The sequence below is a fragment of the Aromatoleum sp. genome (assembly GCF_036675785.1).
Lineage (GTDB): Bacteria > Pseudomonadota > Gammaproteobacteria > Burkholderiales > Rhodocyclaceae > Aromatoleum.
Genome location: NZ_JAKFEF010000026.1, coordinates 1 through 25,312, shown reverse-complemented (window position 1 = coordinate 25,312; position 25,312 = coordinate 1). Strand labels below are relative to the sequence as shown.

The window sequence follows — 25,312 nt, the reverse complement described above, 5'->3', positions numbered from 1 at the left end:
ACATGGTCAGACGAGAAAGGTGCGCACGACCTGTCGTTCCAGCAGTCCTTAACGTCTGTGCGTCCGCCCTTCTCCCCTCAGTGAAGGTCGAGTGCGTCGCTGGCCCAGCGCGATGACAGCATTTGCTCGAACTGCTCCGCCGGCCGGGGATGGGAGAACAGAAAGCCTTGAGCGAAGTCGCACCCCGCTGCGGCGAGCAGGTCGAGTTGCTCGGGCCGCTCCACGCCTTCGGCGATGACCTTCAGCCCCAGCTTGTGCGCCATGACAATGATCGTTTCGGCGATCGTTCTATCGGTCGAGTCGTCGACCATGCCTCGGATCACGGACCGATCGATTTTCAGATAGTCGATATCGAAACGCTTCAGGTAAGCCATTGAGGAATAACCGGTCCCGAAATCATCGATCGCCACCTCCATCCCCGCCTCCTTGCACGCCATTAGCCGCTCCGAAACCTGCGACGACGTCTGCATGAGGATCCCTTCCGTGATTTCGAGCGTGATGAGGTGGGCAGGCACCCCCTCCCCGCGCATGAACTCGAGCCATGATTCCTGCTGCGGGAGGTGAAACTGCAGGGGCGAAACATTGATGCCGATCTGAAACGGTGCGCCGAGCAGCCCGCTCCAACGCCTTGATTGCGTCAAAGCCTGATGGAATACCCAATTGCCGATGTCGCCGATCAAACCCGACTCTTCGGCCAGCGGAATGAACAGGGACGGCTCGATCAAACCGGCGTCCGAGTGGTTCCAGCGGATCAGCGCCTCGGCCTTGGCGACGCGGGCGGTCTTGACCTCGATCACCAGCTGGTAATAGAGCTCGAGATGCCCGTCGTCGAGCGCGCGCTGCAAGTCGTTCATAACGCGGTGCCGCCTGTGCGCGCGTTCGTCCATTTCCTGGGTGAAGTAGGCGAAACGGTTCTTCCCCGACTGTTTCGAGGCGTACATCGCCTGATCGGCCTTGCGCATCAAGTCCTCCGGCGTCTCGGCATCCAGCGGATAAAGGGCATCCCGATACTGCCCGAAATATTGACGGACTCTTTGTGCAGGTCGAAAGGGGCTGCGAGCGCACGCAGGATCTTGTCCGCGATCTGCTCGACCATTTCCTCCCTGTTGTCGACTTCATCCACCATCACCGTGAATTCGTCTCCCCCGAGCCGCGCGACGGTGTCTGCTGCTCTAACCGCGCCCCGGATGCGCTGTGCGGCCTGGACCAGGAGCAGGTCGCCTACGTCGTGCCCGAGCGAATCGTTGATCTGCTTGAAACGGTCGAGGTCAATGAACAGAAGCGCAAGCGAGTGATTGTGCCGCGCCGACAACTTGATGTTGTGCTCGAGCCGGTCGCGGAATAGGCGGCGATTCGGCAGGCCGGTGAGGACATCGAAGTTGGCAAGGTGCCAGATGCGCTCGTCGGCCTCCTTGCGCTCCGAGATATCGCTGATCATTCCGCTCATCCGCAGCGGCCGGCCCGCCTCGTCCCGAGCGGTCACCGTGCCGCGCGTGAGCACCCATTTGTAGTCGCCGGTTCGGCAGCGCACCCGGTACTCGCTGATGTAAGTCTGCGTCCTGCCCTCGAGATAGTCGCGCAACGCTGTATGGACTCTCTCCCGATCCTCTGGGTGAATACGGCTTAACCACCTCATTTCGCAGTCCGGCAACTCCTCGTCGGTGTAACCGAGGATCTGCTTGAGCCGCAGCGAATAGTGTGTCCCGCCGGTCCGCATGTCCCATTCACACAGCCCTTCGCCCGCGCCGTCGATGGCGAGGCTCAGCTTGTCCTTGGCAATCCGAAGCTCCTCCTGGATCTGCACCTGCTGGGAAATATCGATCGTCGCGCCGCGCAGCCGCAAGGGCTTTCCCGTCTCGCCCGTGTGGTCGAGCACCGGCAGCATCTCCGCCGACTCGGGAAAAGCCTCCCGAAAAGGCTTGCCGAGAATCGGGCGGCCGGAAATCAGTATTCGGTGCGCGTCGTTCTCCAGCTGATAACGGTGATCAGGGCCGAGCATCACCGAGACGGGAACGGGTAATGCCATCAACAGCGAGCGGAAGTACTCGCGCTCGCGGCTGACTTCCTCGGTCCGCTCGACGACCCGGCGGTCGAGCTCCTCGTTGGCCTCCCGCAAGCGCCTGTTGGCGTTCTGGACTTCGATGGTCTGATCGAACATCTCGGACTCCATCCGCTCGGCGCGCGCCCGGGTGCGTACAAAGTCGGTCACGTCTTCGACGCGGTGGATGATGTAGGTCAGCCCGGCTGCCGCATCGAGCACCGGCGTATTGATCGGACTCCAGAAGCGTTCCTCGAACACGCTCCCCTGTGGTCCGGGCACGGCGACGTCGTATTTCTTAATCGCCATGGTGTCCGCGCACCGGACACGGAGCACCCGCTCGAGTGAAGCCTTCAGGTTCGCGACGCCCGAAGCCAGCGGATCGCCCGGATTGTCGGGAAACACCTCGAAGATGCCTCGCCCGAGAATGTCGCCGCGGACCGTCTGCGTCGCCTGCAAATACGCGTTGTTAACGGCAACGATGGTGAAGTCGGGGGAGAGGACGAGATAGGGCGTCGGAGTGGCCTCGAACAGCGCCTTGAAATCCAGCCCCGGGGCACCGTGGGATAAGGTCGCGTCGAGTTCCATGACACCGCTCGCGAGTTGAATCGTCTGTAGAACTTCAAACAAACCTTGAGTTCAATCTCACCGCGAGCCACGGCGAACCAGGCGCATGCACGGTATGCGGGAGCCATACCGCGCATTCAGCGCATGGCGATATGCGAACTGTTTTTTCGCGATTGTCGAATTCCATCCTCCCGGTGCTCGCGACCGCGCCCGGGAGGCACCGCTCACCGATTGGCGTATCCGGCGTCCACGTGGATCGTGCTACCGGTCACGTACGACGACAGGTCGGACGCGAGCCACAGGCTGGCCTGGGCGACTTCGGTCGGCGCGCCGAAGCGGTTCAGCACGCTCAACGTGGGCGCGTACTCCGCTTCGGACACCTTCATCGCGTCGAGAGCGCCCCGCAACATCGGCGTGTCGATCGCGCCGGGGGCGACGGCGTTGACGCGGATATCGTGGCCGCCGTTTTCGAGCGCGGCCACCTTCGTCAGCCCGATGACGGCGTGCTTGGCGGCAACGTAGGCGCCGTTGGTCGGCTGCGGGCGGAAGGAACTGACGGAGCCGATGTTGACGATCGAGCCGCCCTGCCCCTGACGGATCATCTGCGCCAGCTCGTACTTCAGACACAGCGCGACGCCCTTGAGGTCCACCGCGATCACGCGGTCGAAGTCGGCCTCGTCCATTTCCGCGAGCGGCTTCGTGTCGGGCGACACCGCCGCGTTGTTGATCGCGACGTCGAGCCGGCCGAAGCGCGAGACCGCTGCGGCGACGAGCGCATCGACATCGAAAGCGACCGAGACGTCGGCGCGCTGGAAGAACGCTTCGCCGCCGGCTCCGACGATTTCCTCGACGACGTGCCGACCCGCGCGCTCATTGACGTCGGCGACGACGACGCGGGCGCCGGCTTCCGCGAAGAGGCGTGCGGTTGCGGCACCCATCCCGATGGCCGCGCCGGTGACGATCGCGACCTTGTCCTGCAGGATTTTCGAGTTCATCCCAGTTCCTTTTTCGAATGATCAGTCCACCGCGGGCTCGAGCACCGGCAGGGCGACGACGATGTCCTCGCGCACGACCATGCCGCGCAGCGATCCTCCGGCGATGAGCGGTTCGAGCGGGGCGAGGTCCGCCTCCGACCAGGCGGCGTGCAGCGCGTCGAGGTCCGGCCACCAAGTGCACTCGGCGCCGTCGAATGGCGCGTCGTCCGCGACGGCGATGTGGCGCGTGAGCCGCAGCGGGACGGCATTCGGCGTCCCCCCCGGGCGGCGCGGACCCAGCCAGCGCCGCGCGAAGTCGGGCGCGGCAAGCGACGGCTTGCGGCGTGCGACGAGGATCAGCTTCACGGCACCTAGCGGCAGCGGGCCGTCGACGACGATTTCTTCGCGCGCCACGGCGGCGAGCACCGGCGGCGTGACGAAATTCGCCTCGTCCGGGCCGGCGCCGTCGAGGTACTCCCGGCTCGACACGAGACGGGCGAGCGCGTCGGCGTCGTCCACCCAGAGCTCCGGGGCGCCGTCGGCGAGCAGCGGCAGTCCGGGAAGATCCGCCTCCGGGTCGTCGCCGACCCGGTGGTTCTGCACGTAGCCGCGGATGAAGCCGGCCTCGACGAGCGTCAGCGCGTGCGCCTTGTGGGTCGTGCGCCAGTATTCGCTGAAGGCCGGGACGGTGAAGTCGTCCCGTCGCTTCAGGAAGCTCAAAACCTTGAGCATCACGACGGTCTCCGCTCAGCGCACCGCGCGTTGCACGTACTGGTCGACGACCTGCTCGAAATGACGGATGCGCACTTCCTGATAGTTGCCCAGCGTCTGGCCGCGCTTCTTCGACGCCTTGAAGCCCAGTTGCTGTGAGCGCAGGTTGCCGGTGTCCTGGTCGTAGACGTTTGCGAGCACCGGATCGAGGCCGGGCACGACGCCGTACGACTCGTCCTCGCCGACGAACGCGACTTCCGGCGGCTCGGGGTGCTTGCCCGAATCGGGCACCGGACGCAGGAACAGGATTTCGAACAGGCAGCGCTCCGGGTCCGTGCCGAGCGGGCGGAAGCGGTAAACCATCGGCAGCGACACACCGGGGAAAAGCACCATGTTTGGAAAGACGTGGTACTCGATGGTGTCGATGATCTCCGCGTCGGAGAAATGTTCAAGCGACGCGCGATACTTCTCGCCGAGCGTCTTGCGCAGGTAGCGTGCCATCACCGTGCGCGCGGTTTCGCCCTCGCCGACCTTCAGGTCGTCACCGACGACGGACCGGTCGCCGACCAGCATCGAGTCGACCAGTTCCTGCTCGGTCAGGCGCTTCTCGAGGTGCGGGCTGCTGATCCCCCCGACCGCGTAGAAGCGCGTCACGTGGTCGCCGTACACGTCGTACTGCACGTTCGCGTCGCTCGTGCCGGGCAGCAGCTGCGGGTGCGTCTCGAGCACGTGGTAGGATTCGAGGAACGCCTCCATCCCGGTCTTCCAGTTGCACGGCAGCACCTTCGCGATGTGCAGCTCGATGTAACGCTTGCTCATGTCCCAGCTGCCAAAGTGCTCCGGCAGCACGTCGAGGTAGCTTTCGAGAGGTTCGGCGTTCTCGTCCAAGTTGATGAAGACGAAGCCGCCCCACAGGCCGACCTTCACTTCCGGCAGCGTGTAGGCTTCCGGCTTCACGTGCGGGAAGTCCCACGCGGACGGCACGCTCTTCAGGCTGCCGTCGAGGTTCCACGTCCATCCGTGGTACGGGCAGCGCAGCTCCTGCGCCGAGCCGATGCCCTCTTCCGGCCGCAGCTTGGTGCCGCGATGCAGACAGGAGTTGTAGTATGCCTTGATGCCCTCGTCCGTCCGGACGACCAGCACCGAATAGGGACCGACTTCATACACGTAGTAATCGCCGACCTGCGGGATGTGCTCCTCGCGGCACGCCCACTGCCAGGTCTTGCCCCAGATCTCCTGCAGCTCGCGCTCGAAGAACTCGCGCGAGGTGTAGCGCGAGTACTCGATGTCCTCTTCGCCGAGGAAGCGGTAGTTCGTCTCGCGCAGCGCCTGCGGCGCAGGCTTCGCGTCGCGCTCGACGATGTCCTGCACGCTCGGACCGGGGCACCTCGCCTCGCCGGGCTGCAGGCCGGCGTAGTCGCCGGGGATGACGGACATCGGGATACGGTCGTTCATTTCTTGTCTCCTCTCTGGTTTGCGGTCGTGCTGCCAGTTCGCTCCGTCGCAGTCAGGCGCCAGGCTGGCGACGAGTTGCTGCCGAAGCCTGCTGCTACCAGCCGTGGTTCTGTTACTGCCGACCACTGTTCGATGCTGCACGAAAAACAGAATCGTTGTTTTGTTTTACTCTGCATTCGGCGCGCTGCCGGACCCTGTGCGGCCGCACCCCTCAGGCTGCGACGAGTTGCTGCAACTCGAACACGTTGCCGTCCGGGTCGCGCCCGTAGGTCGCCTTCGCCGCGCCGAAGTCCTGCGGCGGACAGTGGAAGCGCACGCCGGCTGCTGCCAGGCGCTGGTACGCCGCGTCGACGTCGTCGACGTCGAAGCACAGGTGGGTGATGCCGTAGCTATTCACCGGGCGGTCGTCGGTGCGCTGCGGCGCGGGCGACGGGGATTCGAACTCGAAGAGTTCGACGCACAGCGATCCGAGCTGCAGCATCACCGTCGTGGCGCCGGTGCCGGCGAGCGCCATGACCGCGTCGATCTTCGGCTCGCCCGCCTTCCAGCTCACGCGCGAGACCTCCTTGAAGCCGAGCAGGTCGCAATAGAACGAACGCATGCGTTCGAGATTCGGCGTGGACAGGGCCACGTGATGGACGGCGCGGATCATGTTCAGTCCTTGAATCGGAGAGCGAAACGGGGCCGGGCGCGGCGAGGCGCCCGGCACGTGCGAGTGTCAGGCGATCAGCCCGGCGCGGTAGGTCAGGTCGTCGCGGCTGCGCGTGCCCTGGATGCGGTACGCGGCGAACTGGCCGTCGGTTCGGCCGGCATACGGCCAGCACGCGTTCCAGTCCATCACGAGGTCGCGCGAGAACATGCGCCACACGCCGTCGCGCTTCTCCCACACGTCGCGGTAGCGCATGCCGTCGGGGCAGTTGATCTGCGTGCCGTCGGGCATACGCGCGGAGGCGTTGCCGAGCATGTAGGACTCGGCGCGCGCGTGCACGCCGTCGTCATCGAGTTCGATCGTGACGTTCGCAATGCGGTGAAACGCCCAGATCAGGTTGTCCTTGATGAACGGGATGTCGTAGTCGCAGAACGCGTGCGCGTTGCCGTCGAAGATGCCGAAGATCACTTCGCCGTCGTGGTGGAAGGTCGACTTCAGCAGTTCGAGGTCGCAACGGTCGACCGCCTGGATGTAGCGGCACATCTGGTCGTAGATGGTCTGCTTGTCCGCGAGGGCGCGGATGCGCGCAGCGGTGCTCATGCGCGGCCCCCGAGGATCTTGTACATCGGATCGTCCTTCGAGCGCTGGCCGCGCAGCTTGATCATGCCGAAGAGACCCTCGTCCCACACCGCGGTGGTCGGGAAGCTCATGTTCCACTCGTGCACGAAGGTGCGGCGGGCGATCTTCCACTGGCCGCCTTCCTTGCGGTATTTGTCGACGTAACGGCCGCCGACCAGCGTGTCGGTCTTCTCGCCGCCCTTGTTCCACGTGGCGACCGCGATCACGTACACCTCGCCGCGCGCGCCGTCGCCGTCGACCGCGAAGAACTCGTTCGACACCGAATGGAAACTGCGCTCGAGCTCCGGCCGGTTGAGGCATGCGGCGACGAACTCGTTGGCCGGTCCGGCGAAGGCGCCGTTCTCGACTTGCGCACCTTCCGCGAACACGCCGGCGAGCAGCTCACGGTCGGCGCGGTCGACCGCACGCGCATAGCGCGTCACCAGTTCGCGCAGCGCCTGCTTGTCTTCGAGTTCCTGCAGCAGTTCGGCTTCGTTCTTTTGGCTCATCCTTGTCTCCGTCTCTGGTTGGGGTGATGCGGTTTGGGGTTGGGGTTGGGGTGGGTGCGACACGTCGCCGCCCTTATTTTGAACGCCGGCGACCCCGCCGGCGCTCGGTAAGACACGGCCTTCAGGCTGCGACGGGTGCTTCCAGCGACACTTCGATGCGCCCGTCGACGACGCGCAGCGCGTACGTCTTCAGCGGCACGCGGCCCATCTGCCCGCGGCCGCAGCCGGTGCGCACGTCGAACATCACGCCGTGCAGCGGGCACGAGATCAGCCCGTTGCGGATGCGCCCGCCTTCGAGCGGCGAGTTCTGGTGCGTGCAGCGGTTCTGCACCGCGAAGAATTCGTTGTTCGCGTTGCAGATCAAGATGCTCTGACCGTCGATCTCGACCGCCTTATTCGCGCCGGCCGGCAGGTCGGCGCAGTCGATCGCGTAGTGAAATTCGTTGCTCATCGTTGAACTCCCGGGCGCGAGTCGCGCCCGTCAGGATCGGAAAAAGGAATAGGAAACGTCGTCGAGGTCCGAACGACCGCGGCGCGCGAGCGCGCCGATGCCTTCGGTCCAGATCGCGGAGCCGGGCTGGTTGGCGTTCCAGTCGAGGACGAACAGGCGGTTCGTGAACTTCCAGACGCCGTTCTTGCGCCGGTACTTGTCGAGGTAGCGGCCGCCGACCATCTGGTCGGACTTGCCGTCCGGGCCGTCGACCACGGTCATGCCGATCACGTAGCTGCGGCCCGTCGCGCGGTCGCCGTCGATCTCGAACAGCTCGTTCGACGTGAAGTGGAACATCGTTTCGACCGCCGGGTTCGGCGCGCAGATCAGCTCGGCGAACGCCGCGCCGGTGCCCTTGAAGAGGCCGAAATCGATCTCGGACTCCGGCCACCACACCGACGCGAGCAACGCCTGGTCGCGGCGGTCGATGCCGTTGCAATAGCGCGCGTTCAGCTCGTGCAGCGCCTGCTTCGCTTCGATCTCGGCGAACGCGCGCTGCAGCCTCTCGAGTTCGCCGGCCATGCCCAGTGACTCCTGATTCGACGCGCCCATCTCACGCCCCCTCGCCGGCCGGATACGGCTTCGCCAGCACGCCTCCGTCGACGTACATCTGGTGCCCGGTCATGAAGCTCGCCTCGTTGCTCGCGAGGAACGCGACCGTCGCGGCGATCTCGTCGACGTCGGCGATGCGGTTCAGCGGCTGCATGCCGGCGTAGATCTTCTCGAGGCGCGCCCCATCTTCGGACGCGTCGAGATATTGCTGCAGGTTCGGCGTACGGGTCGCGGCCGGGTGCACCGAGTTCACGCGGATGTCGTAGCCCTGCTCGCCGCAATGCAGCGCGACGGTCTTGGTCACCGCATCCTGTGCGGCTTTCGCTGCGCCGTAGGCCACGAACAGCGGCCCGGGGCGGATGCTCTCGACCGACGAGATATTGACGATCGCGCCGCCCCGCGTGCCGTCTTCGCGCGCCTTCATGCTCGCGATCGCGTGCTTGCAGCCGAGGAAGGTGCCGACGCCGTGCACGCGCATGTGGCGGTCCCAGTCCTCGAGCGTCGCCGCTTCGATGTGCGCCGGGAACGAGATGCCGGCGTTATTGACGAGGATGTCGAGCCGGCCCCAGCGCTGCTCCGCCGCGGCGGTCGCGGCGCGCCACTGCGCATCGTCGCCGACGTCGAGCGGCTGGTAGGCCGCGTTCGGGCCAAGCTCGTCGGCGAGCTTCTCGCCCGCCGCGTGGTTGATGTCGGTGACGAGCACCTTCGCGCCTTCCCTGATGAAGCATCGCGCGATGCCGGCGCCGATCCCCTGCGCCGCGCCGGTCACCAGCGCGACCTTTCCGTCGAGTCTTTGCATGTCGTCTCTCCGTTGGGTCCTGCGCGCTCAGCGGGCGAGGTATTTGTCGATCGTCCGGTGCAGCAGGCGCGCGCGGATTTCCTGATAGTTGCCGAGCGTCTGCCCCGGCTTCGTGCTCGACTTGAAGCCGCGTTGCTGGCCCTGAAGATTGCCGGTGTCCTGGTCGTAGATCGTCGCGAGACCCGGGTCGAAACCCGGCACCTCGTGGAAGGACTGCTCGAAGCCGAGCTCGACCGTCTCGGCCGGGTCGGGCCGCTCACCTGAATCCGGCAACGGCTGCAGGAAGAAGAGGTCGAAGACTGTCGTGTCCGGGTCGTTGCCGTTCGGGCGGAAGCGATACACCATCGGGAACAGCAGCGACGGGAAGAGACAGGTGTTCGGGAACAGGTGGTACTCGATCGCGTCGATCGTCTCGGTGACGCTCAGGTGCGACAGGTCCTTGCGGTACGCCGCGCCGAACGTCTGCTGGATGTGCTTCGCGAACGTCGCCCGCGCGGTGCTGCCCTCGGGCACGCGCAGCTTGCCCGCCTCGTCATGCACGCCTTCGACGACGGCCTCGGCCATCAGCGCGTCGAGGATCTCCTGCTCGGCGAACGCCTTGCCCAGGTGCGGGCTCGGGAAGCCGACGAGATGCACGAAGCGCGATACGTTGTCGCCGTAGACGTCGTACTGACTGTTCGCGTCGCCGACGGTCAGCACGCCCTGCGGGTGCGTCTCGAGCACGTGGTACGACTCGAGGAAGGCTTCGAGGCAGGCTTTCCAGTTCGCCGGCAGCATCTTGCGGACGTGGCGGGCGGTGAATTTCTCCGACAGGTTCCAGTTCGCGAAGTGCTCCGGAGTCACGCCGAGGTGCTCGGCGAGGGGCGCGGCGTCGCGGTCGAAGTTGATGAACACGAAGCCGCCCCACAGCTCGACGCGCAGCTCGGGCAGTCGGAACGCGTCGTCCGAAATGTGCGGGAAGTCCCAGCGGCACGGGACGTCGGTGAGCGCGCCTTCGAGCGACCAAGTGAAGCCGTGGAACGGGCAGCGAAGATTTTTCGACCGGCCCGAGGATCCGGCCGGCTTCAGCTCGGTGCCGCGATGCAGGCAGGCGTTCGGATAGGCCTTGATCTCGCCGCTTTCGGTGCGCACGACGATCACCGACTTGTCGGTGATCTCATAGACGAAGTAGTCGCCCGGCTCCGGGATGTCCTCGACGCGGCAGGCCCACTGCCACACTTTCGTCCACAGCTTCTCCTTCTCGAGCTCGAAAAACTCGCGCGACGTGTAGCGGCTGTAGGTGATGTCGTCGTCGCCGAGGAAGGTGTAGCTCTCCTCCGTCAGATGCGCGGGCGCCTGGTCGCCGTCGCGCCGGATGATGTCGGCGGTGCTGGGGCCGGGGCAACGCGCGGCGCCGTGCTCCAGCGGTTCGAACGGTTTGTTCATTCTTGTCTCCTCACGTTTCCTTGTTCGGCCGCCGGCGCTGCCGGTGGGCGAGTTCCCGTCTCGGCGGGACGGTGTTAATAAAACAGGATTTCCTGTCTTTTTTCAACTGCCGGAAACCAGTATGTCTCGCTCAACCCTGCTCGCCGCGCCCGGCCAGGTGCAGCCCGACCTGGTCCTTCAGGAAGCTGTCGGCCGCGGCGTCGGTGCGCGCCCAGTCGACGATCTCCTTGCGCCGCGTGATCTTCCAGCCGTCGCCGCGGTCCTCGTACTCGTCGTGGTAGCGCCCGGCGACGAAGAGATCCTTCTTCTCGCCGTTCTCGGTGATGCGGTGATGCGCGATGAAATACACCTCGCCCGTCGCCTTGTTGCCGTCGACCGCGATGTCGACCTGCCCGATCAGGTGCTGACTCGCGTCGCACGCGGCGAGAAATCCCTGCGCGAAATCGATGAAATCCGACGCGCGACCGGCGAAGAGGCCGCAGTCGACCCAGGCGTCGCCGTGGAACGCACTCCGCTGCACGTCGGACAGCAGGCGGTCCTGTCCGCGCATGTAAGCGTTCAGCGCCTTGTGGATGTCGCGTCGCGCAGCGAGGTCCGACACTTCGGCGCGCAGCTTGCCAAGTTCGGCTGCGAGGTCGATCGTCTCGGGCGCATTCATCGGCTGGTTTCCCCATTGTCGATGACGATCTCGGCGCCGGTGATGTAGCTCGACTCGTCCGCCGCGAGGAAGACGACGAGGTTGCCGACGTCCTCGGGGCTGCCCTGGCCATGCTGCTGGATCTGCCCGATGCCCGCGGCGGCGCCGCCCAATTGGGCGATCGCGGCGGCGGTCATCGGCGTCGCATGCGCACCGGGCAGGATGCAGTTGCAGCGAATGCGGTAGTTCCTTTCCTGACAGTGCAGCGCGATGCTGCGCGTCATCGACAGGATCGCGCCCTTCGCCGCGGTGTAGGCGAGCACCGGGCTGTTGCCCTTGATCGCGGCAATCGACGACACGTTGATGATCGAGCCGCCGCCGGTTTTCGCCATCAACGGGATCGCGTACTTGCAGCCGAGGAAGGTCCCTTCCGACATCACCGAGTTATGCAGTCGGAACTGTTCGAGCGTCGTATCCTCGACGGTGCCGAACTGGACCAGCCCGGCGTTGTTGACCAGCACGTCAAGGCGGCCGAAATGCGTCAGCGTCTTGTCGAGGACCTTCTGCCAGTCGGCTTCGCTGCGCACGTCGTGCTTCACGAAGACCGCGCCTTCGATGTCCGCCGCCGTGCGCTCGCCGAGTTCCGCATTGACGTCGGTCAGCACGACCTTCGCCCCTTCTGCCGCCATCAGCCGCGCGTCGGCCGCGCCGAGTCCGGATGCCGCTCCGGTGACGATCGCCACCTTGCCTGCGAGTCTGCCCATGTCGTTCTCCTGTCGGTGTTCGGTGCTACCGCCTCGCGCGGCCCCGCGGGGGGCGGGGGACGCTGGAGGCGGTCGACGTCGTTGTTGTCGTTGTCGTTGTCGTTTCGCCTGGGTCAGGCGCCCTGCCCCACCGCGCCGGCCGGCATCTCGCCGCCCTGCGCCGCGCGCGCCCGCTTCGACTCCCCTTGCAGCAGGAAGTGGGACAGCGCGGGCACGAGGATCAGCGCTCCCAGCATGTTCCACGCGAACATGAAGGTCAGCAGGATGCCCATGTCGGCCTGGAACTTGATCGGCGACCACACCCAGGTGACGACGCCGGCGGCGAGCGTGACGCCGACGAGCGCGACGACCTTGCCGGTCGTCGCGACCGCCTTCTGGTACGCCTCGCTGACCGACATCCCGGAGCGCTGGAACACGAGCTGGATGCTCAGCAGGTAGATCGCGTAATCGACGCCGATGCCGACGCCGAGCGCGACGACCGGCAGCGTCGCGACCTTGACGCCGATCCCGAGATGCACCATCAGCGCCTCGGCGAGGACCGACGTCAGCACCAGCGGCAGCAGTGCGACGATGACCGCCCGCCAGTTGCGGAACGTGATCAGGCACAGCAGCGCGACCGCGGCATAGACGTACAGCAGCATCTTGCGGTTGGCTTCCTTGACGACGATGTTCGTCGTCGCGTCGACCCCGGCGTTGCCGGCCGCCAGCAGGTACTGGCGCTCGTCGGTGCTGTACTTCTCGGCGAACTCGCTGGCGGCCGCGACAACCCGTTCGAGCGTCGCCGCCTTGTGGTCGGACAGGTACGCGAGCACCGGGCTCATCGAGCAGTTGGCATTGAGGAACTCCGAGTTCCACGACACCGCGTTGCCGATCTGCGGGTCGATCAGGCTCTGGTTGTCGCTCACCGTCGCCCACTTCGGGTTGCCTTCGAACATGCCCGCGGTGTAAGTGCGCACCGTCTGCCCGAGCGACGCCGTCTGTTGCACGCCCGGCACCTGCGCGAGCTTCGAGTCTAGCAGGTCGATCTCGGTCAGCGTCTCGTAGCTGCGGCAACCGTCGTCCGGCGTCTTCACCATCACCGCGAACACGTCGCTCGAGATGCCGTAGTTCGCGGTGACGAACGCGTTGTCCCGGTTGTAGCGCGAGTCCGCACGGAGCTCCGGCGCGCCGGCATCCAAGTCGCCTATCTGCAATTGCAGCGACGTCACGAAGCCCCACACGCCCATCGCGAGCGCGATCGCGAGCGTCGGCACCGCCCAGCGGCGCTCCGTGAACTTTTCGAGCGCGCGCCACACGCGGCCGAAGCCGACCGGTGCGGACAGCTCCGCCTGCTCCGCTGCGAGGCTGCGCGCGGCGGCCTTCGGGCTGACGCCGATGAACGACAGCATCACCGGGATCAGGATCAGGTTCGTGAAGATCAACACGCCGACGCCGATACTCGCGGTCAGCGCAAGCTCGCGGATCACCGGGATGTCGATGATCATCAGCACCGCGAAGCCGACCACGTCCGCGAGCAGCGCCGTCATGCCGGCGAGGAACAGGCGCCGGAACGTGTAGCGCGCGGCGACGAGCCGGTGCGTGCCACGCCCGATGTCCTGCATGATGCCGTTCATCTTCTGCGCGCCGTGGCTGACCCCGATCGCGACGACGAGGAAGGGCACGAGCATCGAGAACGGATCGAGGCCGTAGCCGAGCAGCGACACGAGGCCCAGCTGCCAGATCACCGCGATGATCGAGCACGACAGCACGAGCACCGTGCTGCGGATGCAGCGCGTGTAAGTGTAGATGATCGCGACCGCGATGAAGACGGCGATCAGGAAGAACAGCGCGACTTTTTCGAGCCCGGAGATCAGGTCACCGATCAGCTTCGCGAAGCCGATCACATACACGCTGACGCCGGAGTCCTCGGTGCCGGCGTAGCGCTCTCGAATGTCGTCGATCTTCTTCGACAGCTCGTGGTAATCCACCGCGTTGCCGTCGGCATCGACCGGGAGCAGCGGCACCACGATCATGCTCGAGCGGTAGTCGTTCGCAACGAGGCTGCCGACGACGTTCGCGCGGGCAACGTTGATGCGCAGGTCGTCGATCGATTTCGCCGATCCGTCGTAGTCCTGCGGCAGCACCGGCCCGCCGGCGAAGCCTTCTTCGGTGACTTCGGTCCAGCGCACGACCGGCGTGAAGATCGACTTCATCCACGGGCGGTCGACGCCGGGCAGCAGGAAGACTTCGTCGTTGATCTTCGCGAGCGTCTCGAGATAGCTCGCGTTGAAGATGTCGCCTTCCTTCGCCTCGACGACGATCCGCACCGAGTCGCCGAGGCCGCGCAGTTCTACCCGGTTCTCCAGATAGTTCTGGATATAGGGATGGCTCTGCGGAAGCATCTTGTCGTAGCTCGCGCCGACTTGCAGGTCCTTCAGCTGGAACGCGAAGAACACCGTCAGCAGCGCGCAGACGAAGATCAGCGCGATCCGGTTGTTGAAGATGATCTGCTCGAGCAGTCCGCCGGACTTCGAATCGAAGTCCCGCGCGTCGCGGATCACCGGCATTTGAAGTTTGTTGGGTGAGACGGCCATTCTCTTGCTCCGCTTTATCGAGTGGCGCCGTTCGACGCGAGCTTCGCCTTCGGTCCGGCGGCGGCGAGTTCGGCATTGCCCTGCAGCCGCACGCCCTCGGCGCCGACCAGCACGAGCCCCTTGTCGTCGAGCGGCGCGACGCCGAAGTAGGACATGGCGCCGTTGGCGCGGTAGGTCTCGAAGTTGTCGCCCGCGTCGCTGCCGATCAGCAGCCCGCCGGCGAGGTTCGTGAGCACGATGCGGCCGTCGCCGAGTTGCAGCCCGCCGGAGACGCCGGCGTGCCCGGGGATGTCGACGCGCTGCCAGCTCAGCCCGAGGTCCGTACTGCGATAGACGCTGCCGCGCATGCCATGCGCGACGAGCGCCCGATCGCCGACGACGATGCCGAACAGCGTGCCTTCGTACCCGGTCGGACGGGCGACGAAGCGGTCTTCCGCCTTGTCGTGCATCCAGGCCCTGCCCTGCTCACCGACGACGAAGAGGCCGGACTTGCCCGCCGAAATGCCGTAGAAATGCAGCTCGTCGGGGTTGTCGACGCGATGGCCGAGCGGCGTCCAGGTCTTGCCGCCGTCCTCGGTGCGCAGGACGCGGTTGAACGTCCCGACGACGTAGCCGCGCTGTGCGTTCTCGAAATACACGCCCATGAACGGCTCGGTGCCGCCGAACGCGGCGAGGCTCTGCTCGCGCTCGACGTACTGCTTGCCGTCGGCGACATCCGCCTTGCCGTAGTAATCGACGATCAGGCGCGAGACGTCGTGGCCGTCGAGCTGCTTGGTCCAGGTCAACCCGCCGTCCGTGGTGTGGATCACGACGCCGCCGTGACCGACCGCCCAGCCTTCTCGCGCCGTCGGGAAATGCACCGCGAGCAGGTCGGCGCGGACCGGCACCTGCGCCTGCTTCCAGTTCTTGCCGCCGTCTTCACTGACAACAACGACGCCGCGCTGCCCGACCGCGACGACGCGGTTGCCCACCGCAGCGACACCGACCAGCGGGCTGCGGCTCGCCGCGACGTTCGGCAACGCAGCGACCGCCAGCGGGTCCTCGAATCCACCCCAGGCCGGCAGGTTGCCGAGCCCCAGTGCGAGCAGCGCCACGGTCGCGCCCGCTTTCTTGATTGCTTTCATGTCTCGCTCCGTACCACGCCGACCGGGCAAACGCCCGGCCGGTCCTGCGATGCAGATGGGCTAAGCGCCCCGCTCAGCGAACGCCCGCGCGGCTCAGCGCGGAGGATTCGTAGAAGCTCGCCGGCTTCGCTTCGGCCGCAGGCGTGACTTCCATCATCCCGCCGCCCGCCGGCGTGTAGGCCTGGCGCACGTACGAGCCGTTCGTCAGGTCATGCACGACGAACTCGTGCGTGTTGTGGCCGGTCGTCTCGTAGAACGGGTAGTAGTGCGTCTGCGTGACGCGGTAGATCTTGCCCGCGTCGTCGTAGTTGTCCGCCATGCCGACCGCGGGGATGTCCTCGTCCCAATAGAACGTGCGCTTCGGATAGACGTGGCGCGCGCCGGGCTTCAGCGTCGCCTCGACGACCCATACGCGATGCAGCTCCCAGCGCACGCAGTCCGGGTTCAGGTGGTTCGGCGTGAACACCTGGTCGGTGCCGCACTGCTTCTCGTCGTGCAGCCGGAAGGTGTTGTACGGGATGAACATCTCCTTCTTGCCGACGAGCTTGTAGTCGTAGCGGTCCTGCGCCCCGTAGAACACCTGCGTGTCGTCGACGGTGCCGACGCCGCCACCGGCCGGGCTCGGCGTGTCGTACGCGACGTCCGGCGACAGCTTCACGCGACGCTGCCCGGGCAGGTAGCTCCACGCGCGCCGCCCGACATTCAGCATGTCGACCGAGTCGTGCATCACGAGCTTTTCGCCCGCTTTGCGCGCCGGTCCGGTCCAGTCGATGCGGCCGTATTCGAGCATCTCGTCCGCCTTGATCGGCTCGGTGCGCGCCGGATTCATCGCCGGGAAGGTCTGCCAGTACGCGAACGCCCCCGTCTCGACGCGGCGGCCGCTGCGGTCGACCAGCGTCGAGGTCTGACTCGGCGAGTAGTACGCGAACTGGTCGTACTTCATCGTCCGGTTCCACATCACTTCCGAGCCGGTCTTCGGGATCGGGAACGGGACGCCGCCGAAGCAGGTGCCGGAGAGCTGCAGCAGGTTGTCGGCGAGCTTGCACGACGCGGCGTTCTTCAGCGTGTTGTCGAGCACGTACTTCGGATACTTCGCCGTGCGATGCGTCGGATAGACGTCGATGCGATACCCGGGGTACTTCTTCAGCATCTCCTTGGCGCCCGCGGACAGCTTGTCCTCAAACTTCGCCATGTTCTCCGCGGAGATCGAGAACAGCGGCTTCTCGTTCGCGAACGGGTCCGGACGGAAGTTCGGCTTCTTCGGGTCGTAGCTCGCCGGCGGCTCGATGCCGCCCTTGTACTCAGGGATCGTGCCGTCGGCGTTGCCGGCCTTCGTCGCGCCCCACGGCGTCAGTGTCGTGCCGAGCTGCTTGATCTCCTCGGGCGTCAGTGCGGCCGAGGCGGCGCCCGACGCGAGGGCGATGGCGAGGGTAAGGGTTCTCGTGGGGAAGTTCATGGTTGTCGCCTCCAGGGGATGTCGTTATGTTCAGAACGTCGTCTTCAGGGTCAGGGACACCCAGCCGCGGTCGCTCAGGACACCGCTGCCATTGGTGCCGTTCCAGACCACCGGGGATACACCGGGCACGCCCGCAAACGGGTTCGGTCCCTTGCTGACCGGACCGTAGTAGTCGTTGTATGCGAGGGTCACGACGTACTTCGCATGCACGTCGGCGCTAAGACCCACGCTCCACGCGCCCGAGCCCTTGCCCGGCCCGAGGACGGTGGAGGAATTGCCGTACAGGCCGCGGCTGTAGTTGATCGGCACCGTCAGGTCGACACCCGGCAACACCTGAAACCACGTCGGCGTGAAGGCAAGGTTGAAGCCGACCGCCTCGTCCGTCGCGCAGCCGGCATCGGTGCCGCCAACGCAGCCGTAGTCCTCGTGCTTGAAGAACGCGCGGCTCTCGCGATTCACGTCGTCGAGCTTGCTGTAGCTCAGTTCCAGCGTGAGCGGAGCCGAGTCGAAGACCGGGCTCTTGCCGAAATACGCGATCAGGTTCGCGACGGCATGCCACGTATCGCCCTGCGCCAGACCCGCGCCGTTCGAGGCGAGAGCGGTGTTCTCGCGCCGCGAGACTTCGGCCCCGAAGGACATCGAGCCGAGAAGCCGCGACAGGCTGAGGCCATAAAGCTTCACGTCTTCCGCATAGGCGTTGTGGAGAAAGCCGGCGCCCGGGACCATCACCGGATAACGGTCGTCGAACTTCCGGTAATAAAAGCCCACGTCGCCGCCGAGCAGGTCGGACTTCATCTTCGCCATCACGCCGAGGCTGCCGCGATTGTCCGGTTTCTTGTTCGGGCCGTGATCGAGGTCGCCGACAACCGGAAACCCGTTGTTCGGCGCCGCGCTCGTGCCGCCGAGGAAGCTCAGGTCGGCGCCGCCGAGATAGGTGCCGCCCTCCGGCAGACGGTGCGGATCCCATTCGAGGTAGTAGTTCGCCGCGACGCTGATGTCGTCGGTGATCTGCGCGCCGAGCGAGACCTGAGTCTGCGGCAGGAAGAGCTCTTTCGCCTCGATACCGGGCGTCGACGTCGCCTTGCGCAAGTCGAGAGGCCCCTGCCCGTACGCAATGCTGTCCGAGAACGTGAAGAGCGACTCGCCCCAGTACACGTTGTGGCGGCCCGCCCGGATGTTCAGCGGCACAGGGCCGAGATCGAGCTTCGTGAACACGAACGCGTCGAGGATTTCGCCCGAATCGTCGTACCAGCGCTCCACATCGCCGGTGAAGCGGTTGTTCGGATACGCGGTGCCGAGGCCGGCCGCCTGGTAGGCGGGATGCCCCTCAACATCGCGGTCGAACGCGAAGTCCTTCCACGCCGTCGCCGACACGCGAAAACCGTGATCCTGCTTGAAGACGAAGTCGAACTCGGTCAGGAGGTCGATCCGGCTGGTGACCATGTCGCCCTTGTCCCAGCCGTGGTTCGTGGCCTGCGAGATCCAGTTGTCCCCGAGCGTGTTGTTGCGACCGTCCGCGCGCCAGCCGGCGTTGTACTTGATCGTGTTGTCCCAGCGAATCGCGAGGTCGGGGTTGCCGGTGTCGATCTCGATCGCGGTCGCAGACGTCGCGAAGAGCGCGACCACCGCGCTGCCGATCAGTCCTGCGGTTCGGGGACGGGTGTTCCCGCGGGCCCCTTTATTCGTCTTCATTGTTGCTCCTCCTTGGGATTTGTCGGCGGTCTGCCGCCTTCTGCCTAGGCCGCTCTTGCCGCGGCACTCATTCACGTCGATTGCTCTGTCGGTAGCGGGCGCTGCTGTCGAGCTTTTCTCCCTGATCGTGGCGGCCCTCCGAAGGCCGAAGGCCTCTTGCTCTCCGAACCAATCTTGCTGTCCCGTTTAAAACCGACACGCTCGTTTTTATTGTTGCCCGAGGCGCCCGGTACGGAAATCCTGTGAACCCGGTACTTCGCCGCCCTGGACCACCCGTTTCTGGCCGTCTGGAACAAACCGTCTTGTCGGTTTTTATTATTACCCTTGACGCTCGCGTTTACAAGACATGGCGCCATTAAATGTTTGAATCGGTCCCGCGGCAAGCGGGGGCGGAGGCCCTCGGACCTGGCCGCCCTGCCCGCGGTCTCAGCCGGCCGCCGCGCTCGGCCGGCTACCTACGCGGTCCCGCCACGCGCCGAGCCGCCGATGCGACCGGTCGACCCCCTGCCCGACCTGCTCGCCGAACTCGACGAAGCAGTACAGCAGCAGGTCCGCCGCGCTCGGCTCCGCGCCGACGAGATACTGCTGGTCGCCGAGCTGGGATTCGAACCACGCGAGGCCCTCCTGCGCGGTGCGCTTGAGGTCGTCCGCCGCCTGCGGCAGGCAGCGCACGCGGTCCCGAAACATCGGCAGGCCTTCGGCGGCGCGGAAGCCGGCGGTCATCGGCTGGACGACCATCAGGTCGACCCGCCGCCACCACATCCGGGTCCGCGCCCGTTGCGTTGCGGTTGCGCCGATCAGCGGCGGCTCCGGGACGCATTCCTCGAGGTACTCGCAGATCGCCGTGGTCTCGGCGACAGGGGTCCCGTCGTCGAGCACGAGCACGGGCGTCGTCCCCGTCGGATTGATCCCGAGAAACGGCCCGCGCCGATTCTCGCCGCCGAGGATGTCGATCTCGGCAAGCTCGAGCGCAATCCCCTTCTCTGCGGCGAACATCCGGACGAACCGCGGGTTCGGCCCGATCGAGCTATAGAGCTTCATCGTCGACTCCCCTTGCCGCCAGCCCCGGCGTCAGAACTGGACGCGCTTCGTGTAGCCGCCGTCGATGACGAGGTTCGTGCCGGTGATGTACGACGCGGCCGGGCTCGACAGGAACACCATCGCACGGGCGACGTCCTCCGGCGCGCCGAAGCGGCCCATCGGCATTTCCGACAGCGTCTTGTCGTAGAGCTCGGGCATCGCGTCCTTGATCGTCGCCCAGTTGCCGCCCGGATACGCAATCGGGCCGGGGCAGACGGTGTTCACGCGGATCTGCTTCGGTGCCCACAGCTGCGAGAGCTGCTTGGCATAGGTGATGATCGCCGCCTTGATCGCGTTGAACGCCTGCGGGTAGATGAAGGTCTCGACCGCCGCAGTGCTCGACATCAGGATCACGCTGCCAGCGCCGGTTTTTTCGAGGAACGGTTCCAGCGTCTGGCAGCCGTTCACCGCGCCCATCATGTCGAGCCGGAAGCTCATGTCCCAGTCCATCGTGCCGGCCGCACCCGACGAGCTCGCGTTGTGGATGAAGACGTCGCAACCGCCGAGCTTGTCCGCGGCCGCAAGCAGCCAAGCCTGGTAAGCCGCCGAATCGTTCATGTCGAACGCGTCGCCGACGACCTTGCCGCCATGCTGCTTCAGCTCCGCGACGGTCGCGTCAACACGCGCCTTGTCACGCGAGAAGAACGCGATGTCGCAGCCTTCGGCCGCGAAGATTTCGAGCGCCGCCTTGCCGATGCCGCGGCTGCCGCCGTTGATGATGACTTTCTTGCCGCGCAGTCCCAGATCCATTTTGTCTCTCCTTCGAGGTGTGCGTGCGGGCGCAAGGCCCGCGGGTCTTTCGTGTCGTGTTATTCGTTTGAAGCCTTGCCCCAGGCGATGCCGCGCCGGAGCAGGTCGTAGAACACCGGCAGCTCCCACGCGCAGCGCTGCTTCTCGGGCCAGAAGTCCAGCAGCGGCTGCATGTCGTAGTGGCCGCGGCAGTGGCCGAGCGTGAGGTACAGCACCGAGCCGTCACCGATAGGGCGCAGGTACAGCACCGGATGTCGCGCGTGCCGCCATTTCGTCCGCGCGAAGCCCGTCGCGTCGCCCTCGAACTCGGTGTCGAGCAGCACGTGCAGGTCCGCATGGATGTCGGACAGGTACAGCTCGTCGATCACCTCGAACGGCTCGATCCCGTCGACGAGCGGGTGCGTCGGGTCGGCGACTTCGACGCGATGCGGGCCGATCGGCGGATGCGCGATGAACTGCGAGCCGAGCGTCTCCATGAAATGCGGCGCGAGCGCCGGCGAATCGACGAGGCCGTTGTCGAGAAAGCGCAGGATCGACGCGGTGCCATGCAGCGCGATCCAGCGTCCGCCGGCGGCGACCCACGCGCGCAGCGCCTCCTGCTCGTCGAGGCTCGGGATCACGTCGCAGGTGTAGGTGACGAGGAAGTCCGCGTTGCTGATCGCGTCGAGGTTCGAGTAATCCTCGAACACGCGCACGCGGATGTGCTCGACCTCGGCGAGGAGCTTCAGCAATTCCAGCCGCGCGAAGTCTATGTCGTGGTACTTGCCCGCTGCGACCAGCACGCAGTCGATGCGGCCGGCGGGTTTTTCGTTCGTGCTCATTTCGCCCTCCTCACCCGACGAGCCGGACCGGCTCACTGCCGTCCCAGTCCCGCGCGGCGTCGCGCATGACATCGAAGAACGCGTAGTTCTCGGGCGGAAAGCAGATCATCTCGATCAGGCTGCCCGGACCGCCGCCCGCATCGACATAGATTGCCTCGCCGCCGCCGGGCAGCGCGATCTCCTGCATCACGGTCGCGCCGCCCTCGGCACAGATCGCCCGCGCCTTCGCCATGTTCTCGACCTTGATGCAGACATGGTGCAGGCCCTCGCGCCCTTCGCGCCGCCAGCTGCTGTAGATCGACGGGGCGTCGTTGTGCTGCTCGATCAGCTCGATCTGCAGGTCGTCCCAGTACGCGATGTAGACGGTGAAGTCGATGTCGGCCGGCTCGCCGCGGTACTTCGCGGATTCGTACTGAATGTTCGAGATCTTGAAGAACGGGCCCACGCCCATCGTCTCGGTCCAGTAGCGCAGCGCGCCGTCGAGGTCGCCCGGCACGTACGCGAGCTGCATGATCGTGCCGAGGCGGGAGATCAGGGTTCGGGATGCGCTCATCGCCGCGCTCCTCAGGCCGCGACCGGCGCCGACGCCGCGGCGATCGCGGCCTGGATCTCTTCGCGCGTCGGGTTCCGGCGCAGCGTCAGCCCGCCGTTCACCTGCAGGTTCTGGCCGGTCATGAAGCACTCGTCGCTCGCGAGCCACACCGCCGCGGCCGCGATGTCCTCTTTCGTACCGATGCGGCCGAGGGGATAGCCCGACAGGAAGCTGTCGAAGAGGCCCGGCACGTCTTTCGCCTCGGCCGTCATCGGCGTCTCGGTCAGACCCGGCGAGATCGAGTTCGCGCGAATGCCACGCTCGCCGAACTCGTGCGCGACGCAGCGGATCACGTGGTCGATGCCCGCCTTCGTGCCCATGTACGCGGCGTGGTCATTCAGCATGATCGTCGCCGTCGCCGAACTGATCTGGATGATCGACCCCCCGCGCGACAGCGTGTCCACTGCCGCCTGGCAGAAGTAGAACGGCCCCTTGAACTGCAGATTCGTGATCCGGTCGATCTCGTCCTCGGTCGTCTCGGTGAAGGGCTTCAGCAGCCCCCAGCCGGTGGCGTTCAGCGCGATATCGACGCGGCCGCCCCAGTCCTTCGCGAACGCGAAGAGTTCCTCGACCTCGTGCTTCTTCGTGATGTCGCAGGTGCGGGCCGCGCCGCCGAACGTCTTCGCGAAGCGGCTCAGCTCTGCCAGGTTGCGCCCGGCCACGACGACGCGCGCGCCCTCGTCCGCGAAGCGCTTTGCGATCACCTGCCCCATGTTGTCGCGTCCGGCGGCGCCGAGAACGATCGCCACTTTGCCTTCGAGTTTCCTGCTCATGTCCGTGTCTCTCCGTTGGTGATGGAAGATGCTTGTCGTCGAGCGGGCAATTCGTTCTGTCTCGCTCCGCTGCCGGGTTTTCCGGCTTTCCCACCCGCCGCTTGCACGACTTGCTTTCCGGTTCTCCGGCCCTGCCCCGCCGCCCCGCCTCCGCGGATTTACGTTCGACCAGGGTTCGCTCTCGCGTAACAAACCGTCTTGTTCGTTTTTATTAGACTACCCGCAAAATCGAGCGTTGCCAAGGGCTCTGCGGCGCGTCGGGACGGAGCCGCCGACCCGACTTGGTCGACGGCCGCGCCCGCGCCGAACCGCATTCCTTTTCCGCCCCCGGCCTACGCCTCCATCGCCTTCACGTGCCCGATCGCCTCTGCGATCGCGGCCTGTGCGCTGCCGTACAGCATGCGGCAATTGTCCTTGTAGAACAGCGCGTTCTCGATGCCCGAATAGCCCGCGCCCTTGCCGCGTTTGACGACAATGACGTTCTGCGCCATGTCGACGTTGAGGATCGGCATGCCGTAGATCGGGCTCGATTTGTCGGTGCGCGCGACCGGATTGACGACGTCGTTGGCGCCGATCACGAGCGCGACGTCGGCCTGGCCGAAATCGGCGTTGATCTCTTCGAGGTCGAAGATCTTGTCGTAGGGCACGCCGGCTTCGGCGAGCAGCACGTTCATGTGCCCGGGCATGCGGCCCGCGACCGGGTGGATCGCAAACGCGACTTCCACCCCGCCTTCCTCGAGCAGCTGCGCCATCTCCCACACCTTGTGCTGCGCGCCGGCGACCGCCATGCCGTAGCCGGGCACGATGATGACCTTGGACGCGTAGCGCATCACCGACGCGGCGTCGAGCGCGGAGAGCTCCTTCATCGTGCCTTCGATCACCTCGCCGCCGCCGGCCGCTTCGCCCGTGATCGGCGTGAAGATCACGTTGCGGATCGGCCGGTTCATCGCCTTGGCCATCAGCTGCGTGAGCAGCGTGCCCGATGCGCCGACAACGATGCCGGCGACGATCAGCGCGGGGTTGTTGAGGACGAAACCTTCGAAGCCGACCGCGAGACCCGTGAAGGCGTTCAGCAGCGAGATCACGACCGGCATGTCGGCGCCGCCGATCGGGGTCGTCAGGATCACGCCGAGTGCGAGCGCGAGCACGAAGAACGCGACGATGAGGTTGGGGTTCGGGGCGGCCGAGACCACGATCGTCGCACCCAGCAGCACCGTCAGTGCCGCGAGCACGATGTTCACGAGGTTCTGCTGCGGCAGCCGCCACGCCTTCGTCGTGATCCCCTGCAGCTTCGCGAACGCGACGCAGGAACCCGAGAACGCGACCGAGCCGATCAGCGCGCCGAGCACGGCGAGCGTTGCGACACCCGGACTGTGCACGCCGCCGCGCGCGAACTCGAGCGCCGCGATCGCCGCCGCCGCGCCGCCGCCCATGCCGTTGTAGATCGCGACCATCTGCGGCATGTCGGTCATCTTGACCGCGCGTCCGCTCCACGTCGCGAGCGCGCCGCCGAGCACGATCGCGGTGATCATCAGTCCGTGGTTCGCGAGGCCCGGCGTCGCGAAGGTCACGAGCGTCGCCCCGACCATCGCGGCGCCGGCCCAGACGATGCCCTTGCGTGCGGTGACCGGCGAACTCATCGCCTTCAATCCCAGAATGAATACGACCGCGACCACGAAATACGACAGGTCGACCAGAACGTTCGCGCCCATCATGCGCCCTCCTTCGCGGCGGCTTTCGCGCCGCCCTTGTTGAACATCGCGAGCATGCGCTCGGTGACGACGTAGCCGCCCGCCGCGTTCGCCGCGCCGAGGAACACCGCGACGAAGCCGATCGCGAGTTGCACCGGGTCGTTTGGGTCCGCCATGCCGAGCACGACCATCGCGCCGACGAGCACGACGCCGTGCACGAAGTTGGAGCCCGACATCAGCGGGGTGTGAAGAATCACCGGCACGCGCGAGATCACCTCGTAACCGGTGAACGCGGCCAGCATGAAGATATACAGCGCTGCGATGCCTTCCATTTATGCCACCTCCGTTTCGGTCACGATGCCCAGCACCTGCTTGACGCCCGCGTGCCTGACTTCGCCCTGGTGGGTGAGGCAGGCGCCCGCGAGCACTTCGTCTTCCCAGTCGAGCGTGAGCGCGCCGTCCTTGATGAACGGGGACAGGAAGTTGAACAGGTTCTTCGCGATCATTTCGGACGCGTGGACGGGCATGCGGCTCGGGATGTGGGTCGGGCCGATGACGAGCACGTCGTTGAT

General features: G+C 65.9%; 25 protein-coding genes and 1 pseudogene. All 26 read right to left on the bottom strand.

Going from position 1 to position 25,312, the window contains the following annotated elements:
• Positions 1-77: 77 nt before the first annotated feature.
• A complete protein-coding gene (locus V6M37_RS07560) occupies positions 78-962 on the bottom strand; it encodes a putative bifunctional diguanylate cyclase/phosphodiesterase (RefSeq protein WP_332671970.1) in 885 nt (294 codons plus the stop codon).
• Entirely contained in the window at positions 962-2,626 is a 1,665-nt protein-coding gene (locus V6M37_RS07555) for a diguanylate cyclase domain-containing protein (RefSeq protein WP_332671969.1), read from the bottom strand. Before V6M37_RS07555 ends, V6M37_RS07560 begins: the two co-directional genes overlap by 1 nt.
• A 203-nt stretch (positions 2,627-2,829) precedes the next feature.
• Positions 2,830-3,600: an SDR family NAD(P)-dependent oxidoreductase gene (locus tag V6M37_RS07550; RefSeq protein WP_332671968.1), complete on the bottom strand. Its 771-nt coding sequence runs from the start codon at positions 3,598-3,600 to the stop codon at positions 2,830-2,832.
• A 21-nt stretch (positions 3,601-3,621) separates the two neighbouring features.
• Entirely contained in the window at positions 3,622-4,311 is a 690-nt protein-coding gene (locus V6M37_RS07545; RefSeq protein WP_332671995.1) for an EthD domain-containing protein, read from the bottom strand.
• A 15-nt stretch (positions 4,312-4,326) separates the two neighbouring features.
• Positions 4,327-5,745 carry an aromatic ring-hydroxylating oxygenase subunit alpha gene (locus V6M37_RS07540; RefSeq protein WP_332671966.1) on the bottom strand — a complete coding sequence of 473 codons (1,419 nt, stop codon included), beginning with the start codon at positions 5,743-5,745 and terminating at the stop codon, positions 4,327-4,329.
• Between the two features lie 211 nt (positions 5,746-5,956).
• Positions 5,957-6,397, bottom strand: coding sequence for a VOC family protein (locus V6M37_RS07535; protein ID WP_332671964.1), 441 nt, complete (start codon positions 6,395-6,397; stop codon positions 5,957-5,959).
• A 66-nt stretch (positions 6,398-6,463) separates the two neighbouring features.
• Positions 6,464-6,994, bottom strand: coding sequence for a nuclear transport factor 2 family protein (locus V6M37_RS07530; protein WP_332671962.1), 531 nt, complete (start codon positions 6,992-6,994; stop codon positions 6,464-6,466).
• The gene (locus V6M37_RS07525) at positions 6,991-7,521 is read right to left on the bottom strand and encodes a nuclear transport factor 2 family protein (RefSeq protein ID WP_332671960.1); all 531 of its coding nucleotides are present in this window, start codon (positions 7,519-7,521) and stop codon (positions 6,991-6,993) included. Before V6M37_RS07525 ends, V6M37_RS07530 begins: the two co-directional genes overlap by 4 nt.
• A gap of 121 nt (positions 7,522-7,642) precedes the next feature.
• Positions 7,643-7,972: a Rieske (2Fe-2S) protein gene (locus V6M37_RS07520; protein ID WP_332671958.1), complete on the bottom strand. Its 330-nt coding sequence runs from the start codon at positions 7,970-7,972 to the stop codon at positions 7,643-7,645.
• A 30-nt stretch (positions 7,973-8,002) separates the two neighbouring features.
• A complete protein-coding gene (locus tag V6M37_RS07515) occupies positions 8,003-8,533 on the bottom strand; it encodes a nuclear transport factor 2 family protein (protein ID WP_332671956.1) in 531 nt (176 codons plus the stop codon).
• Positions 8,534-8,564: 31 nt separating this feature from the next.
• A complete protein-coding gene (locus V6M37_RS07510; RefSeq protein WP_332671955.1) occupies positions 8,565-9,362 on the bottom strand; it encodes an SDR family NAD(P)-dependent oxidoreductase in 798 nt (265 codons plus the stop codon).
• A gap of 27 nt (positions 9,363-9,389) precedes the next feature.
• Positions 9,390-10,787, bottom strand: coding sequence for an aromatic ring-hydroxylating oxygenase subunit alpha (locus tag V6M37_RS07505; RefSeq protein WP_332671953.1), 1,398 nt, complete (start codon positions 10,785-10,787; stop codon positions 9,390-9,392).
• Between the two features lie 130 nt (positions 10,788-10,917).
• Positions 10,918-11,445, bottom strand: coding sequence for a nuclear transport factor 2 family protein (locus tag V6M37_RS07500; RefSeq protein ID WP_332671951.1), 528 nt, complete (start codon positions 11,443-11,445; stop codon positions 10,918-10,920).
• Positions 11,442-12,188: an SDR family oxidoreductase gene (locus V6M37_RS07495; RefSeq protein ID WP_332671949.1), complete on the bottom strand. Its 747-nt coding sequence runs from the start codon at positions 12,186-12,188 to the stop codon at positions 11,442-11,444. The genes V6M37_RS07500 and V6M37_RS07495 overlap by 4 nt, the downstream gene beginning before the upstream one ends.
• 113 nt (positions 12,189-12,301) lie before the next feature.
• Positions 12,302-14,761 (bottom strand): efflux RND transporter permease subunit, encoded by a 2,460-nt coding sequence (locus tag V6M37_RS07490; protein WP_332671947.1) that lies wholly within the window; start codon positions 14,759-14,761, stop codon positions 12,302-12,304.
• Between the two features lie 14 nt (positions 14,762-14,775).
• Positions 14,776-15,885, bottom strand: a complete 1,110-nt coding sequence (locus V6M37_RS07485; protein WP_332671945.1) for a YCF48-related protein — start codon at positions 15,883-15,885, stop codon at positions 14,776-14,778.
• A gap of 73 nt (positions 15,886-15,958) precedes the next feature.
• Entirely contained in the window at positions 15,959-17,341 is a 1,383-nt protein-coding gene (locus V6M37_RS07480) for a DUF1329 domain-containing protein (protein WP_332671944.1), read from the bottom strand.
• Between the two features lie 30 nt (positions 17,342-17,371).
• Positions 17,372-19,033, bottom strand: a complete 1,662-nt coding sequence (locus tag V6M37_RS07475) for a DUF1302 domain-containing protein (protein ID WP_332671942.1) — start codon at positions 19,031-19,033, stop codon at positions 17,372-17,374.
• Positions 19,034-19,459: 426 nt separating this feature from the next.
• The gene (locus V6M37_RS07470; protein ID WP_332671941.1) at positions 19,460-20,074 is read right to left on the bottom strand and encodes a glutathione S-transferase family protein; all 615 of its coding nucleotides are present in this window, start codon (positions 20,072-20,074) and stop codon (positions 19,460-19,462) included.
• 30 nt (positions 20,075-20,104) lie between these two features.
• Entirely contained in the window at positions 20,105-20,863 is a 759-nt protein-coding gene (locus V6M37_RS07465) for an SDR family NAD(P)-dependent oxidoreductase (RefSeq protein WP_332671939.1), read from the bottom strand.
• 59 nt (positions 20,864-20,922) lie between these two features.
• On the bottom strand, positions 20,923-21,684 hold the full coding sequence (locus V6M37_RS07460) for a ThuA domain-containing protein (protein ID WP_332671937.1): 762 nt from the start codon (positions 21,682-21,684) through the stop codon (positions 20,923-20,925).
• 10 nt (positions 21,685-21,694) lie between these two features.
• Positions 21,695-22,237 (bottom strand): VOC family protein, encoded by a 543-nt coding sequence (locus V6M37_RS07455; RefSeq protein ID WP_332671935.1) that lies wholly within the window; start codon positions 22,235-22,237, stop codon positions 21,695-21,697.
• 11 nt (positions 22,238-22,248) lie between these two features.
• Entirely contained in the window at positions 22,249-23,049 is an 801-nt protein-coding gene (locus V6M37_RS07450; protein ID WP_332671932.1) for an SDR family oxidoreductase, read from the bottom strand.
• A 332-nt stretch (positions 23,050-23,381) separates the two neighbouring features.
• On the bottom strand, positions 23,382-24,761 hold the full coding sequence (locus V6M37_RS07445; RefSeq protein WP_332671993.1) for an NAD(P)(+) transhydrogenase (Re/Si-specific) subunit beta: 1,380 nt from the start codon (positions 24,759-24,761) through the stop codon (positions 23,382-23,384).
• Complete coding sequence (locus V6M37_RS07440) at positions 24,761-25,072, bottom strand: NAD(P) transhydrogenase subunit alpha (RefSeq protein WP_332671930.1); 312 nt, start codon at positions 25,070-25,072, stop codon at positions 24,761-24,763. Before V6M37_RS07440 ends, V6M37_RS07445 begins: the two co-directional genes overlap by 1 nt.
• Positions 25,073-25,312, bottom strand: a pseudogene (locus V6M37_RS07435) (NAD(P)(+) transhydrogenase (Re/Si-specific) subunit alpha); the annotation flags it as partial.